The sequence below is a fragment of the Aminobacter sp. Piv2-1 genome (assembly GCF_037625995.1).
GTDB lineage: Bacteria > Pseudomonadota > Alphaproteobacteria > Rhizobiales > Rhizobiaceae > Aminobacter.
The window spans coordinates 56,435-70,554 of the sequence record NZ_JARKMU010000009.1 but is presented as its reverse complement, the minus strand read 5'-3'; the positions used below and the strand labels follow the sequence as shown (position 1 = coordinate 70,554).

Annotated in this window: 15 protein-coding genes; 7 read left to right on the top strand and 8 right to left on the bottom strand. The window is 65.6% G+C overall.

The genetic code is table 11. The features are described from left to right. Positions 1-38: 38 nt before the first annotated feature. The gene (locus tag AmiPiv_RS17145; RefSeq protein ID WP_340038703.1) at positions 39-800 is read right to left on the bottom strand and encodes an ABC transporter permease; all 762 of its coding nucleotides are present in this window, start codon (positions 798-800) and stop codon (positions 39-41) included. Then, on the bottom strand, positions 797-1,723 hold the full coding sequence (locus AmiPiv_RS17140) for an ABC transporter ATP-binding protein (protein WP_340038702.1): 927 nt from the start codon (positions 1,721-1,723) through the stop codon (positions 797-799). The genes AmiPiv_RS17145 and AmiPiv_RS17140 overlap by 4 nt, the downstream gene beginning before the upstream one ends. A 198-nt stretch (positions 1,724-1,921) precedes the next feature. Here AmiPiv_RS17140 and AmiPiv_RS17135 point away from each other — a divergent pair, with 198 nt between their 5' ends. From AmiPiv_RS17135 to AmiPiv_RS17105, 7 genes are all read left to right on the top strand, one after another. Beyond that, complete coding sequence (locus AmiPiv_RS17135; RefSeq protein ID WP_340038701.1) at positions 1,922-2,854, top strand: alpha/beta hydrolase; 933 nt, start codon at positions 1,922-1,924, stop codon at positions 2,852-2,854. A gap of 88 nt (positions 2,855-2,942) precedes the next feature. Beyond that, positions 2,943-4,118, top strand: coding sequence for a CaiB/BaiF CoA transferase family protein (locus AmiPiv_RS17130; RefSeq protein WP_340038700.1), 1,176 nt, complete (start codon positions 2,943-2,945; stop codon positions 4,116-4,118). Then, the gene (locus AmiPiv_RS17125; RefSeq protein WP_340038699.1) at positions 4,115-5,764 is read left to right on the top strand and encodes a thiamine pyrophosphate-binding protein; all 1,650 of its coding nucleotides are present in this window, start codon (positions 4,115-4,117) and stop codon (positions 5,762-5,764) included. The genes AmiPiv_RS17130 and AmiPiv_RS17125 overlap by 4 nt, the downstream gene beginning before the upstream one ends. 102 nt (positions 5,765-5,866) lie before the next feature. Then, positions 5,867-6,583, top strand: coding sequence for a glycosyltransferase family 2 protein (locus tag AmiPiv_RS17120; RefSeq protein WP_340038698.1), 717 nt, complete (start codon positions 5,867-5,869; stop codon positions 6,581-6,583). After that, positions 6,580-6,909, top strand: coding sequence for a lipid-A-disaccharide synthase N-terminal domain-containing protein (locus tag AmiPiv_RS17115; RefSeq protein ID WP_340038697.1), 330 nt, complete (start codon positions 6,580-6,582; stop codon positions 6,907-6,909). The genes AmiPiv_RS17120 and AmiPiv_RS17115 overlap by 4 nt, the downstream gene beginning before the upstream one ends. 8 nt (positions 6,910-6,917) lie before the next feature. Then, positions 6,918-8,606 (top strand): ArnT family glycosyltransferase, encoded by a 1,689-nt coding sequence (locus AmiPiv_RS17110; protein WP_340038696.1) that lies wholly within the window; start codon positions 6,918-6,920, stop codon positions 8,604-8,606. Between the two features lie 5 nt (positions 8,607-8,611). Further along, entirely contained in the window at positions 8,612-8,905 is a 294-nt protein-coding gene (locus AmiPiv_RS17105) for a DUF6966 domain-containing protein (RefSeq protein ID WP_340038695.1), read from the top strand. 96 nt (positions 8,906-9,001) lie between these two features. On the opposite strand, the gene AmiPiv_RS17100 is transcribed toward AmiPiv_RS17105, so the two are convergent. From AmiPiv_RS17100 to AmiPiv_RS17075, 6 genes are all read right to left on the bottom strand, one after another. Continuing rightward, positions 9,002-9,973, bottom strand: coding sequence for an ABC transporter substrate-binding protein (locus AmiPiv_RS17100; RefSeq protein WP_340038694.1), 972 nt, complete (start codon positions 9,971-9,973; stop codon positions 9,002-9,004). Positions 9,974-10,022: 49 nt separating this feature from the next. After that, a complete protein-coding gene (locus tag AmiPiv_RS17095) occupies positions 10,023-11,156 on the bottom strand; it encodes an ABC transporter permease (protein WP_340038693.1) in 1,134 nt (377 codons plus the stop codon). After that, complete coding sequence (locus AmiPiv_RS17090; RefSeq protein ID WP_340038692.1) at positions 11,153-12,031, bottom strand: ABC transporter permease; 879 nt, start codon at positions 12,029-12,031, stop codon at positions 11,153-11,155. The genes AmiPiv_RS17095 and AmiPiv_RS17090 overlap by 4 nt, the downstream gene beginning before the upstream one ends. A 53-nt stretch (positions 12,032-12,084) precedes the next feature. After that, on the bottom strand, positions 12,085-12,645 hold the full coding sequence (locus tag AmiPiv_RS17085) for a hypothetical protein (protein ID WP_340038691.1): 561 nt from the start codon (positions 12,643-12,645) through the stop codon (positions 12,085-12,087). Then, positions 12,635-13,456, bottom strand: coding sequence for an ABC transporter ATP-binding protein (locus AmiPiv_RS17080; RefSeq protein ID WP_340038690.1), 822 nt, complete (start codon positions 13,454-13,456; stop codon positions 12,635-12,637). Before AmiPiv_RS17080 ends, AmiPiv_RS17085 begins: the two co-directional genes overlap by 11 nt. Before the next feature lie 123 nt (positions 13,457-13,579). Beyond that, positions 13,580-14,092, bottom strand: a complete 513-nt coding sequence (locus AmiPiv_RS17075; RefSeq protein ID WP_340038689.1) for a hypothetical protein — start codon at positions 14,090-14,092, stop codon at positions 13,580-13,582. Positions 14,093-14,120 lie beyond the last annotated feature (28 nt).

Genomic DNA, 14,120 nt, shown 5'->3' with positions numbered 1-14,120 from the left:
CCTCCGCGCCGCGTCGCGGACCAGCTGGACCGGCCTGCCTAGACCTTGATCCGCCAGCCCGTCCGGAAAATCCACCACACCGCGGTCAGGCACGCGGCAAGGAACACCAGCGTCATGCCGAGGCTGATGCCGACATTGACGTCGGAGACGCCGAAGAAGCTCCAGCGGAAGCCGCTGACGAGGTAGACCACCGGATTGAACAGCGACACCGCGCGCCAGAACGGCGGCAGCATGTCGATCGAATAGAAGCTGCCGCCCAGGAATGTGAGCGGGGTCACGATCAGGAGCGGCACGAACTGCAGTTGCTCGAAGCTGCCGGCCCAGATGCCGATGATGAAGCCGAACAGGCTGAAGGTCACCGCCGTCAGCACCAGGAAGACCAGCATCCAGAAGGGATGCGCGATGCTGAGCGGCACGAACAGCGAGGCGGTCGCCAGTATGATGAGCCCGAGAATGATCGACTTCGACGCCGCCGCCCCGACATAGGCGATGACGATCTCGATGTAGGACACCGGCGCCGAGAGCAGTTCGTAGATCGTGCCGACGAATTTCGGGAAATAGATGCCGAAGGAGGCGTTGGAGATGCTCTGGGTGAGCAGCGACAGCATGATCAGCCCCGGCACGATGAAGGCGCCGTAGCTGATGCCGTTGATCTCGCTGATGCGCGAGCCGATGGCCGCGCCGAACACGACGAAATAGAGCGAGGTCGAGATCACCGGCGAAACGATGCTCTGCAGCAGCGTGCGCCATGTGCGTGCCATCTCGAACAGGTAGATCGCGCGGATCGCATAGATGTTCATCGCCGTTCCCTCACCAGATTGACGAAGATCTCTTCGAGCGAGCTCTGCTTGGTTTGCAGGTCCTTGAAGCGGATGCCGTTGTCGTTGAGATCCTTGAGCAGCGCCGTGATCCCGGTGCGCTCGCCCTGCGTGTCGTAGGTGTAGACGATCTCGTGGCCGCCCTCGGCCAGTTCCAGCCCGTGGCTGGCGAGCGCCGCCGGCAGGCTGTCGAGCTGGTTCTGCAGCTGCAGCGTCAGCTGCTTGCGGCCCAGCTTGCGCATCAGCTCGGCCTTTTCCTCGACCAGGATGATCTCGCCCTTGGAGATCACCCCCACCCGGTCGGCCATCTGCTCGGCCTCCTCGATGTAGTGGGTGGTGAGGATGATGGTGACGCCGGTCTCGCGCAGCGAGCGCACCACCTCCCACATGTCGCGCCGGAGCTCGACGTCGACGCCCGCGGTCGGCTCGTCGAGGAACAGGATCTGCGGCTCGTGCGACAGCGCCTTGGCGATCATGACGCGCCGCTTCATGCCGCCCGACAGCGTCATGATCTTGCTGTCCTTCTTCTCCCACAGAGACAGATCCTTGAGGATCTTCTCGACAAGCGCCGGGTTGGCCGGCTTGCCGAACAGGCCGCGGCTGAAGCTGACCGTCGCCCACACCGTCTCGAAGGCGTCGGTGGTCAGTTCCTGCGGCACCAGCCCGATGCGCGAGCGCGCGGCGCGATAGGCGGTGATGATGTCGTGGCCGTCGGCCAGCACCTTGCCCTCGGACGGGTTGACGATGCCGCAGATGATGCTGATCAGCGTCGTCTTGCCCGCCCCGTTGGGGCCGAGCAGCGCGAAGATCTCGCCGCGGCGGATGTCCAGGTTGATGTTCTTCAGCGCCGTGAATCCGGACGCATAGGTCTTGGAAAGATTGGAAACGGAGATAATCGGCTGCATGGCGGTCACTTGCGGTTCGGAGGATGCAAGACGCGGACGGCGGGGACGGACCGGCCTGGAAGGTAAGCGAAATATATGGGCTGACTTTGGGCCTGCAAGGCCACCCTTGACGGCTCCTGACATCGTCGCTGTGCGGCGCGCCCGGCAAGCTTGACGATTGCGGTCTTGTCCCTCAACAGTCCTGCCAGGGGACCAAAAATGCCGTTCGACAACTTCATCACGCTCGCCGCGCCCACCGGAGCGCAGCTCAACCTTCACATGCGCCGCGCCGAGGCGCCGGCCAGGGCCGTGGTACAGGTCAACCACGGGCTTGCGGAGCATGCCGCGCGCTATGCCCGCTTCGCCGATTTCCTCGCTGCGCGCGGCTTTCACGTCTACGCCCACGACCACCGCGGCCATGGCGCGACCCGGGCGCCGGATGCCCCCACCGGGCGCTTCGCCGCCAAGGGCGGCGTCGACCTCGTGCTGGCGGATGTGCTCGCCGTCCACGACCGCATCGCCGCCGACCATCCCGGCCTGCCGGTGGTGATCTTCGGCCATTCGATGGGCGGCCTGATTACGCTCAATTTCGTGCTCCGCCATTCCGGCCGCGTCGCCGCCGCGGCCGTCTGGAACGCCAACTTCTCCGCTGGCCTGCTCGGCCGGCTGGCCCAGGCGATCCTCGCCTTCGAGCGCTTCCGGCTCGGCTCCGACGTCCCCTCCCGCATCCTGCCGAAACTCACCTTCGGCGACTGGGCAAGGAAGATCGCGAGCCGCCGCACCGATTTCGACTGGCTGTCGCGCGATCCCGCCGAGGTCGACGCCTATGTCGCCGACCCGCTCTGCGGCTGGGATGCTTCGGTCTCGATGTGGAGCGATATCTTCGAACTGGTCTTCACCGGCGCCGACGACCGCAATTTCGCCTCCGTGCGCAAGGACCTGCCCTTCAACCTCGTCGGCGGCGCCCGCGACCCGGCGACCGACGGCGGCAAGGCCGTCGAGGCGCTTGCCCGGCGCATGCGCCGGATGGGCTTTTCGAATCTCGTTTCAAGGATTTACGCCGAGACCCGCCACGAAAGCCTCAACGAGGTGAACCGCGACGTGGTCATGCAGGACTTTGCCGCCTGGCTGGATGGCGCCTTGCCCACATGAACGGCACAACTGGCCCATTGCAACGTGGTGGCGGGACATAAGGACTCCTGATAGAGCGTGGCCCGACCGAAATGAACTGTGGTGCCTCATGAGCAATCCGCCCCTTAGCGGCGTCCGTGTCATCGAACTCGCCCGCATCCTCGCCGGCCCCTGGGCCGGCCAGCTGCTCGCCGACCTCGGCGCCGACGTCATCAAGGTGGAAAATCCCGACGGTGGCGACGACACCCGCAAATGGGGCCCGCCCTTCGTCACCGGCCATGACGGCGAGAACCTGTCGGCCGCCTACTACCATTCCTGCAACCGCGGCAAGCGCTCGATCGCGCTCGACTTCTCGACGCCCGAGGGTGCCGAGGTGGTGCGCAAGCTGGTCGCCGGCGCCGACGTGCTGATCGAGAACTTCAAGCTCGGCGGCCTGAAGAAATACGGCCTCGACTATGAGAGCCTGAAAAAGATCAACCCGAAGCTGGTCTATTGCTCGATCACCGGCTTCGGCCAGTCCGGCCCCTACGCGCCGCGCGCGGGCTACGACTTCATCGTCCAGGGCATGTCGGGCCTGATGTCGATCACCGGCCCCGCCGGCGGCGAGCCGCAGAAGGTCGGCGTCGCCGTCACCGACATCTTCACCGGTCTCTATTCGGTCATCGCCATCCAGGCCGCGCTCCGCCACGCCGAGGCCACCGGCCAGGGCCAGCACATCGACATGGCGCTGTTCGACGCGCAGATGTCCGTGCTTGCCAACCAGAACCTCAACTACCTGGTTTCGGGCAACCCGCCGGTGCAGATGGGCAACGCCCATCCCAACATCGCGCCCTACGAGGTGCTGCCGGTCAAGGACGGGCACTTCATCCTCGCCGTCGGCAATGACGGCCAGTTCCAGAAGTTCTGCGCCGTCGTCGGCCTCGAGAACGTCGCCACCGACCCGCTGTTTGCCACCAACTCGGCCCGCGTCGCCAACCGCGTCGCGCTGCGCGAGAAGATGATCGCGGCCCTCGCAGGCTTCGGGCGCGAGGCGCTGCTGTCGGCCCTCGAAAAGGCCGGCGTGCCGGCGAGCCCGATCAACAACATCGGCCAGGCCTTCGCCGACCCGCAGGCGATTGCCCGCGGCATGCGCATGGACCTCGACGACGGCCACGGCAACAAGCTGCCTTCGGTGCGCGCGCCCATGGTCATGTCCGAGACACCGCTTTCCTACTCCCGCCCCTCGCCGCGGCTCGGCGAACACACCGCGGAAATCCTTGCCGAACTGGAGAAGACCGAAAAATGAAGACCGGCGGAAAGCTGATCGTCGAGGCCCTCGAAGCCAATGGCGTCGACCGCATGTATTGCGTGCCGGGCGAGTCCTACCTCGCCGTGCTCGACGCGCTGCATGATTCCAGGATCCGCAGCATCGTCTGCCGCCAGGAAGGCGGCGCTGCCATGATGGCCGATTGCCACGGTCGCCTCACCGGCAATCCGGGCATCTGCTTCGTCACCCGCGGCCCCGGCGCCACCAACGCCTCGGCCGGCGTCCACATCGCCATGCAGGATTCGATCCCGATGATCCTGTTCATCGGCCAGGTGGCGAGCCACGCCAAGGAGCGCGAGGCCTTCCAGGAGGTCAACTACCGCCGCTTCTTCGGCGACATCGCCAAGTGGGTGGTCGAGATCGACGACGCCGCGCGCATCCCCGAACTGGTCACGCGCGCCTTCTCGGTCGCCACGTCGGGCCGTCCCGGCCCCGTCGTCATCTCGCTGCCCGAGGACATGCTGACCAGCGAGGTCGAGGCCCCGGCTGCCCTGCCCGCCACGCCGGTCGAGACACATCCGGGCGAGCAGGAGCTGGCAAAGCTCGAAGCCCTGCTCAACGGCGCGAAGAACCCGTTCGTCATCCTGGGCGGCACGCGCTGGAACGCCGAGGCGGTCGAGCGCATGAAGAATATCTCCGAGGCCTGGTCGCTGCCGGTCGGCGTCTCCTTCCGCCGCCAGATGCTGTTCGACCACCTGCACGACAACTACGCCGGCGACGTCGGCATCGGCGTCAACCCGAAGATCGCCAAGGCGATCAAGGAGGCCGACGTCGTGCTTTTGGTCGGCGGCCGCTTCGGCGAGATGCCGTCGTCGGACTACACGCTCATCAAGAGCCCCTACCCGGACCAGAAGCTGGTCCACGTCCATGCCGACGCCGACGAGCTCGGCCGCGTCTATCGCCCGACGATTGCCATCAACGCGTCGCCGGCGGCCTTCGTCGAGGCCTTCGCCAGGCGCAAGCCCGCCGCCAGGCCGGCATGGGCCGAGGCCACCAAGGCGCTGCACTCCGCCTATCTCGAATGGTCGACGCCGCCGCTCACCGGTCCGGGCGCGGTGCAGATGGGTCCGATCATGAACTGGCTGGAAAAGGTGCTGCCCGAGGACGCCATCCTCACCAACGGCGCCGGCAACTACGCCACTTGGGTGCATCGCTTCCACCGCTTCCGCCGTTATGCCACGCAAGGCGCGCCGACCTCAGGCTCGATGGGCTACGGTACCCCTGCCGCGGTCGCCGCCAAGGGCCTGTTCCCCGAGCGCGAGGTCATAGCCTTTGCCGGCGACGGCTGCTTCATGATGAACGGCCAGGAATTCGCCACCGCCGTGCAATACGGCCTGCCGATCATCGTGATCGTCGTCAACAACGGCATCTACGGCACCATCCGCATGCACCAGGAGCGCGAATATCCCGGCCGCGTCGAGGCGACCGATCTCAAGAACCCGGATTTCGCCGCCCTTGCCCGCGCCTATGGCGGCCATGGCGAGACGGTGCGCGAGACCGACGAGTTCGCCGCCGCCTTCGAACGCGCGCGCTCGAGCGGCAAGCCGTCGATCATCGAGATCAAGCTCGATCCCGAGGCCATCACGCCGATGCGCACCCTGACCGACATCCGGGAGAAGCGCTGATCCTTCCCCTGCGGAAACCCGGAACCGTGGCAAAGGCGCGGCTTTGATGCTATTGAGGCCGCGCATTTCCCCGCATAGTTCCGACATTCTCCAGGCAAGCTGATGATATCGATCGTCATTCCGTGCAAGAACGAGGCCGACAACCTGCCGCTCCTGATCGGCGAGGTCCACGCGGCGATGGACGGGCGCGACTACGAGGTCATCGTCGTCGACGACGGCTCGACCGACCGCACGCCCCAGGTGCTCGCCGACCTTGCCGGTTCCGCCGGCCGCCTGCGCCACGTTCGGCATGATCGCTCGGCCGGCCAGAGTGCGGCGGTCCGGTCCGGCGTCTTCGCCGCAAGGGGCGCCATCGTCGTGACCATGGACGGCGACGGCCAGAACGACCCCGCCTACCTGCCCAAGCTCGCCGACGCGCTTGCCGCGGCGGGCCCCAAGGTCGGCATCGCCGCCGGCCAGCGGCTCAAGCGCACCGACACCAGGCTCAAGCAGTTCTCCTCGCGCTTCGCCAACGGCCTGCGCGAACGCATCCTGCGCGACGGCACCCGCGATTCCGGCTGCGGGCTCAAGGCGCTGCACACGGACCTGTTCCGCCAGCTGCCCTATTTCGACGGCTGGCATCGCTATCTGCCGGCGCTGGTCATCCGCGAGGGCCGTAGCGTCGTCCATGTCGACGTCGTCGACCGCTCGCGCCGACACGGCAAATCCAACTACGGCATCCTCGATCGCGGCCTGCGCGGCATCCTCGACCTCACCGGGGTCTGGTGGCTGCGTCGCCGCCGCAGGGTCGTACCGACGGTCACGGAGCTTGGCCAATGACCTTCATTTCCGAACTCGGCACCTGGCTGCACGACGTCTTCGTCGCCCAGTTCGACGGCTGGATCCTGCTCGGCTTCATCGCCCAGGGCATGTTCACCATGCGCTTCGTGGTGCAGTGGCTTGCTTCCGAACGCGCCAAGCGCTCGGTCGTGCCGGTCGCCTTCTGGTTCTTCTCGCTCGGCGGCGGCGCCCTGCTCCTGATCTACGCCATCCAGCGGCAGGACCCGGTGTTCATCGCCGGCCAGGGGCTCGGCCTGTTCATCTACATCCGCAATCTCTGGCTGATCGCCAATGAGCGCCGCGCCGCCATGGCGCAGACGGAGTGACCGGTGGCATGCAACACGCCGGAATCAATTTCTCCGAGAAGCAGCGCAAGGCACTGACGCCGCTCAACTATCTGCTGCTCGCCGTCTTCTGCCTGTTCGCCTTCGCGCCGGGCATCGCCACGCTGCCGCCGACCGACCGCGACGAGTCGCGCTTCGTCCAGGCCACCAAGCAGATGGTCGAGAGCGGCGACTATGTCGACATCCGCTTCCAGGACGTGCCGCGCTACAAGAAGCCGGCCGGCATCTACTGGCTGCAGTCTGCGGCAGTGCTGGTCAGCGGCCAGGGCAGCGATGCGCCGATCTGGGTCTACCGGCTCGTCTCCGTGCTTGCCGGGACGTTCTCGGTGCTGGCGCTCGCCTTCATCGGCGACCGCATGTTCGGCCGCACCGCCGGCCTGATCGCCGGGCTCGGCCTCGCCGGCGCACTGGTGCTCGGCATCGAGGCGCGCATCGCCAAGACCGACGCCACGCTGCTGGCCACGGCCCTCCTCGCCCACGGCGCGCTCGCCGCGGTCTATCTCGGCCATCGTGCCGGCAGGCCGCAGGGCAGCGCCAACTGGCTGTTCTGGGCGGCACAGGGCCTGGCGCTCCTCATCAAGGGACCGGTCGTGCCCTTCATGAGCCTGCTGACGGTCGCGGCGATCGCCATCCTCGACCGCGACCGCTCCTGGCTGCGCCGGCTGCGGCCGTTGACCGGCATCCTGCTCACTTTGCTCGTCGCCGCGCCATGGCTGGTGCTGATCACGCTCAAGACGGGTGCTGCCTTCTGGCAGGAATCGGTCGGCAAGGATCTGCTCAGCAAAGTCGGCTCCGGCCAGGAATCCCACGGTTTCCCGCCCGGCTACTATTTCCTCACCTACTCGGTGTTCATGTGGCCCTTCGCCCTGGCGGCGCTGGACGGCGGGTTCAAGGCGCTCAACCGTTTCCGCGAGGATCCGCGGCTGCTGTTCTGCCTCGCCTGGTACCTGCCCTACTGGATCGCCATCGAGCTCATCCCGACCAAGCTGCCGCACTATGCGCTGCCGGCCTATCCGGCGCTGATCCTGCTGATGGCCTGGTCGTTGACCGACCCGGCGGCATCAGGCATCGTCCAGCCGCGCTGGCAGCTCTGGCTGCGCCGCGCCTGCGCGTTCGGCGTGATCGGGGTCAGCGCCGGCCTGGCGGCGATCGCCACCGGGGTCACGCCCTATTTCCTCGGCCAGTATTCCTTGTGGGGCCAGCTTGCCGGCCTGCTGGTTCTGGTCGCAGCCGCCCTCGGCGCCGGCATGCCGAAGGACATGTCGCCGCTCCGGCGCACCGGCTTTGCGGCTGCCGCCGCTGCGGCAGCGTTCGGCGTCCTCACCTGGAAGGTGCTGCCGCCGCTCCGGCCCCTGTGGCTCAGCCCGCAGATCGCCGGGCAATTCGAGCAGCTGAAGACCTGCCCGACCTCGCGGCTGGTGTCGGCCGGCTATGGCGAGCCGAGCCTCGTCTTCCTGGCCGGCACAGATACGCTGCTCACCAACGGCAAGGGCGCGGCCGAAGCGCTCGCCCAGGACCCGGCCTGCACCATCGCGGTCGTCTCGGTGGCCGAAACCAAGCGCTTCCTCGACGCCGTGCCGGGCGGAGCGGCGGCGCTCAGGGAGCTCGGCCGCATCGAGGGCATGAACTATTCCAAGGGCGAGCCCCGCACGCTGACCTTCTACACGCTGGCAAAGTAGCGCGCATGGCTCCCGATGTTCAGGCTCTCCTCGAGGCAATGCGTGAGTTGCAGCGATTGCTTAAACAAAATGGCGAGGATTTCTGGTCAATCAGAGTTGAGCGGGCCGCCGACACAGTGGCCCGCTCGGATGCATATGGCCTGACGCAATTTCTCGACCTCTTTGGCGGCATGGGGTCGCTGACCGATCTGGTGCTTCGCCAGGATGGACAGCCGTCCAAGGCTGAGAACGATCGCCTCGAAACATTGCGGTCAAACGCATGGGCGCTCGCAGATCAGCTGAGGCATGAAACTCGCTGAACTGACGGGGGACGTCCCCTCTCCCCGTTCTTCACGGGGAGAGGGTAAGGGTGAGGGGCAATTTCCGGCAAAGATCCGCCGGTGCCAGGCAAGCGCTTACTTGATGGCCTTGTCGGTGATGGCCGCGGTCCAGGCCCCCGAGGGTTCCTTGGTGATGATCTTCTGGTCGAGCAGCGCCTTGGCGGTGCGCGCGTAGGCCGCCTCGATCAGCTTGCCGTCGGCGTTGTCGATGAGCTTGGCCACCTCGCCCATCATGCGCTTCTGGTGGTTCTCGTCCTGGCCGCCATTCTCGACCACGATGCCGGCCGCCTCGTCGGGATTGTCGACGGCATACTTCCAGCCCTTCATCGAGGCGCGGACGAACTTGACCATCTTCTCCTCGAAGGCCGGATCCTTGAGCTTGTCCTCCATCACGTAGAGGCCGTCCTCGAGCAGGTCGACGCCCATGGCCGAGTAGTTGAAGACGGTCAGGTCTTCCGGCTTGTAGCCGGCGTCGATCAGCTGCCAGTACTCGTTGTAGGTCATCACCGAGATGCAGTCGGCCTGCTTCTGGATCAGCGGCTGCACGTCGAAGCTCTGCTTCAGCACGGTCACGCCATCCTTGCCGCCCTCGGTCGGAATGCCGAGCTTGTTCATCCAGGCATAGAACGGATATTCGTTGCCGAAGAACCAGACCCCGAGGGTGCGGCCCTTGAAGTCGGCTTCGGTCTTGACCGGGCCGTCCTTCGGGCAGACCAGCTGCATGCCGGCCTTCTTGAACGGCTGGGCGATGTTGACCAGCATCACGCCCTTGTCGCGGGCAGCCAGCGCGCCGCCCATCCAGTCGACGATGACGTCGGCGCCGCCGCCGGCGATCACCTGCTCAGGCGCAATGTCGGGACCGCCCGGCTTGATGTCGACGTCGAGGCCTTCCTCCTCGTAGAAGCCCTTGTCCTTGGCGACGTAGTAGCCGCCGAACTGCGCCTGCGTCACCCATTTGAGCTGCAGCGTCACCTTCTCCGCTGCCATCGCCTGCACCGCGGCCAGCGACATCGCCCCCGCCATCAGTGAAACCACAAGTCTTTTCATCTTCTTTTCCCTCTGAAGTTGGACCGCGGCCCCGCCCCCGGAGCTTAGGTCACGCCCGTCCACCACGGACGGACGGATGCCAGAATGTGGTAGCCCTCTCCGCGAGGGCGACCACGCCATAGAAGAGTGAGCCGGCCAGAGCCGCAACAGCGATCTCCGCCCAGACCATGTCGACATTCATGCGCCCGATCTCGGTCGAAATGCGGAAGCCCATGCCGACGACCGGCGTGCCGAAGAATTCGGCCACGATGGCGCCGATCAGCGCCAGCGTCGAGTTGATCTTGAGCGCGTTGAAGATGAACGGGGCCGCGGCCGGCAGCCTGAGCTTGAACAGGGTCTGCCAATAGTTGGACGCATAGGTGCGCATCAGGTCGCGCTCCATGTGCCCGGATGCCGTCAGCCCCGCCACAGTGTTCACCAGCATCGGAAAGAAGGTCATGATGATAACCACGGCCGCCTTCGACTGCCAGTCGAAGCCGAACCACATCACCATGATCGGCGCCACGCCGATGATCGGCAGCGCCGACACCATGTTGCCGATGGGCAGGAGCCCCCGGCGCAGGAAGGCCACCCGGTCGGCCAGGATCGCCACCACGAACCCCGCCCCGCAGCCGACGACATAGCCGAACAGCACGGCCTTGAAGATCGTCTGCTGCACGTCGGCCGCGAGGATCGGCAGGGAACCGGCGATGCGGGCCGCGACCGAGCTCGGCGGCGGCAGCAGGATGAACGGGATGCCGGCGCCGCGCGTCACCGCCTCCCACAGGATCAGGATCCAGGCGCCGAAGATCGCCGGGATCAAGAGCCTGAGCAGGGTCTTTACCTGCCGCCGCGCCGGCTTCATCGCCGACAGCAGTGCCACGCAACGCCAGGCGAGCAGCCATGCGGCGGCCAGCAGCAGGAAATAGGGCATGCGCGCCATGCCTTCGTTGCCGGCAATGCCCGCAATCAGCAGCCAGGCGGCGCCATGCGCTCCAATGAAAAGCACGGCGGCGCTGGCGGCGCCCGAAAACATGGCGAAGGAGGCGACGGCGCTCAACGCGATGAGCCCGATGATCAAGGTCGACGTGCCGTTCGACATCGGTGCTGCGGCCTCGGCCGCCAGCATCGGCATCGTGGTCATGGCCACGGCGCACAGCGCCAGCGCCAGCCCGACCTGCCAGGACAGTCTGGAAAAACTCATGCCGGCCTCCCGCCCATGGACCGTTCGACCAGCTTGCCGACGAGCCCGACAAGCACCACCAGCATCGCCGCCACCACCGAGCCGGCGACCAGTGCCGCCCAGATATCGATGGTCTGGCTGTAGTAGGCCCCCGCAAGCAGCTTGGCGCCGATGCCGGCAACCGCGCCGGTCGGCAATTCGCCGACGATGGCACCGACGAGGCTCGCCGCCACCGCCACCTTCATCGAGGCAAACAGGAACGGCACCGATGCCGGCACGCGCAGCTTCCAGAAGGTCTGCGAGGCACTCGCATTGTAGGTGTGCATCAGGTCGAGATGCATGATCTCGGGCGAGCGCAGGCCCTTCACCATGCCGACGGCAACGGGGAAGAACGACAGGTAGGTCGAGATCATCGCCTTGGGGATCAGCCCGGTAACGCCGATTGCCGCCAGCACGACAATAATCATCGGCGCCACCGCCAGGATCGGGATGGTCTGCGAGGCGATGATCCACGGCATCAGGCTGCGGTCGAGCGCCAGCACATGCACGATGCCGACGGCGATCAGGATGCCGAGCGCGGTGCCGAAGGCAAAGCCCAGCAGCGTCGACGACAGCGTCACCCACGCATGGTAGACGAGGCTGCGGTTGCTGGTGACCTTCCTGAGAAACGTGTTCTCGAAGAAGTTCTGCGCCACCTGGTGCGGCGCCGGCATCGTCGGCTTCGGCTGCGACAGCGTCTTGCCGATGAACTCCATCGTCGTGGGCGTCTCGCCGGCGCGCCGGTCGAGGTCGCGCTGGAACGGCGCGTTCATGAACACGGCCGCGACGTACCAGACGGCCACGAGTGCGGCGAGGATCGACAGCACCGGGATGATCTTGTCTCGAAGACGGTCCATCTAGCAGAGCCCCAGTGATTTGCTGCCGTCGACGACGGCTTCCACGATCATGTTCATGGACGCCTCCCCTCGAGCCCCAGGCGCTGCCGCAGGGCACTGACGATGTAGTCGCCCTCCCCGGAATCCACGCCTTTGACCATGTGGATTGTCTTGGCGCCGTAGTCGAAGGCCACGGATGACGGCGTTCCATGACGGCTCCACTGCGATCCGGACCCTTCGTTCCAGCGAAGCTTGGTGATCGACGCAGGATTGAACCTACGGGTCCGCGACCATAGGAACACACGGTACGAATGCATCAGGGCAGTGCTCGTGGCTGCGATCACCTCCATGCCAAAAACCTGCCAGACGAGAGTACCGGCTGAAGTAACCCAGGCCACGGCCCACGCGCACATCCAGAACACCAGGAACCATTGCGCCCCACCTTGTGCCGCTCCAGACGATAGCTGACTAAATGCCATTGCTCCGCCGACAGTCCAGCCGCCCAGCCACACCATCAGAAAGGCCAAGGCAAATGCGTTGCGGCTCGGCGGCACGCGCAGGACGGTCTCACCGTTCACGTTCAACGTCGTGATCCTCGACGCGCGAGGATCCTCGAACCCCATGTCAGTCGTCATAGCTGTGCCCTGCCCTTAGGCCGTCGCGTACGCGGGCCGCGATCGCCAGAAACTCCGGACTTTCGCGGATGTCGAGCGGCCGCTCGCGCGGCAGGGTCGATTCGATCACGTCGGTGACGCGGCCGGGGCGCGGCGACATCACCACGATGCGCGTCGACAGGTACACAGCCTCCGGGATCGAGTGGGTGACGAAGCAGATCGTCTTGTTGGTCCGCCGCCACAGCTGCAGAAGCTGCTCGTTCAGATGGTCGCGCACGATCTCGTCGAGCGCGCCGAACGGCTCGTCCATCAAGAGAAGATCTGCGTCGAAGGCGAGCGCGCGCGCGATCGAGGCGCGCTGCTGCATGCCACCGGACAGCTGCCAGGGGTACTTCTTCTCGAAGCCGGAGAGGTTGACCAGGTCGAGCGTGCGCTTGATGCGCTCCTGCTGCTCGGCCTTGGACAGGCCGATGATCTCGAGCGGCAGGCCGACATTGCGCTCGATCGTCCGCCACGGCAGCAGTGCCGCCGCCTGGAACACATAGCCGTAAGCGCGCGCCTCGCGCGCCTGCTCCGGCGACATGCCGTTGATCGAGATCGAGCCTTCCGTCGGCTTCTCGAGATCGGCGATGACGCGCAGGAACGTCGTCTTGCCGCAGCCCGAAGGTCCGATGAAGGAGACGAACTCACCCTTGTTGATGGTCAGGTCGACGTTGGAAAGCGCCCGCACCGGGCCGTCATTGGTCTGGAAGGTCAGTCCCAGCTTTCTGGCTTCGACGACCGCGTTCTGTTCGACGCTGGCCGCCGTGGCTCGATTGACTGTCATGAGCATTGCCCGACTTTACCCCACATAGTGCCATCCTCTCCGAAGATGAGGGAGGCGTCCACTTGATCGGAATGTTTTTCCAGGCGTCTGAATCCGATTGTCTTTTCGGCATCGTCCCGGCTGTTCAAACTAAGCATCCTGCCTGAGTGTCTCGCGATTCAATGCGGGATATCGGTAAACGAGCAGCGCACGATAGATGACGCCGGCCAACGCTCCACCCGCGACCCCTGCAATGATCAATGGGGTGCCAACCGCCAGTGCGATGGAGTTGCCGGCAAGGATGTCGGCAATCACGAGCAGCGCCGCAAGAACCGTTCCCACCATTGCACCCAACAGTCCAAAACCAGAGACTTTGGGCAATTGCCGAGCATGTGCCAGCCTAGCCAACAACAGCGTCAATCCGGCTACGGCCATGCTGACCGGCAGTGTGGCAACAAGTGCGGCCAGCAAGCTCCAGAATGCCGCTCCCGCCACAACCATCGGAAACCTTGAAGTCGATTCCGAATACCCCTCGACCAATTCTCGCAAGACCAAGAACACCCCACCACCAACCCACAGCCCAACGAACACACTTCCAACGAGAGCCCCGATGGAAAAGTAGTTGCTTGACCGCGTTGCGAACCGAGCCACATCCGATTGCATCAAAAAGCTCCTCGCACAGCGTTGCGCC

What these genes read in the sequence shown, in the direction of transcription:
- AmiPiv_RS17130 (WP_340038700.1), top strand. Translation starts at nt 2,943, where the DNA reads ATGAGCAATCCGCCCCTTAGCGGCGTCCGTGTCATCGAACTCGCCCGC.
- AmiPiv_RS17120 (WP_340038698.1), top strand. Translation starts at nt 5,867, where the DNA reads ATGATATCGATCGTCATTCCGTGCAAGAACGAGGCCGACAACCTGCCG.
- AmiPiv_RS17105 (WP_340038695.1), top strand. Translation starts at nt 8,612, where the DNA reads ATGGCTCCCGATGTTCAGGCTCTCCTCGAGGCAATGCGTGAGTTGCAG.
- AmiPiv_RS17145 (WP_340038703.1), bottom strand. Translation starts at nt 800, where the DNA reads ATGAACATCTATGCGATCCGCGCGATCTACCTGTTCGAGATGGCACGC.
- AmiPiv_RS17075 (WP_340038689.1), bottom strand. Translation starts at nt 14,092, where the DNA reads ATGCAATCGGATGTGGCTCGGTTCGCAACGCGGTCAAGCAACTACTTT.
- AmiPiv_RS17115 (WP_340038697.1), top strand. Translation starts at nt 6,580, where the DNA reads ATGACCTTCATTTCCGAACTCGGCACCTGGCTGCACGACGTCTTCGTC.
- AmiPiv_RS17085 (WP_340038691.1), bottom strand. Translation starts at nt 12,645, where the DNA reads ATGACGACTGACATGGGGTTCGAGGATCCTCGCGCGTCGAGGATCACG.
- AmiPiv_RS17080 (WP_340038690.1), bottom strand. Translation starts at nt 13,456, where the DNA reads ATGCTCATGACAGTCAATCGAGCCACGGCGGCCAGCGTCGAACAGAAC.
- AmiPiv_RS17090 (WP_340038692.1), bottom strand. Translation starts at nt 12,031, where the DNA reads ATGGACCGTCTTCGAGACAAGATCATCCCGGTGCTGTCGATCCTCGCC.
- AmiPiv_RS17110 (WP_340038696.1), top strand. Translation starts at nt 6,918, where the DNA reads ATGCAACACGCCGGAATCAATTTCTCCGAGAAGCAGCGCAAGGCACTG.
- AmiPiv_RS17135 (WP_340038701.1), top strand. Translation starts at nt 1,922, where the DNA reads ATGCCGTTCGACAACTTCATCACGCTCGCCGCGCCCACCGGAGCGCAG.
- AmiPiv_RS17100 (WP_340038694.1), bottom strand. Translation starts at nt 9,973, where the DNA reads ATGAAAAGACTTGTGGTTTCACTGATGGCGGGGGCGATGTCGCTGGCC.
- AmiPiv_RS17140 (WP_340038702.1), bottom strand. Translation starts at nt 1,723, where the DNA reads ATGCAGCCGATTATCTCCGTTTCCAATCTTTCCAAGACCTATGCGTCC.
- AmiPiv_RS17125 (WP_340038699.1), top strand. Translation starts at nt 4,115, where the DNA reads ATGAAGACCGGCGGAAAGCTGATCGTCGAGGCCCTCGAAGCCAATGGC.
- AmiPiv_RS17095 (WP_340038693.1), bottom strand. Translation starts at nt 11,156, where the DNA reads ATGAGTTTTTCCAGACTGTCCTGGCAGGTCGGGCTGGCGCTGGCGCTG.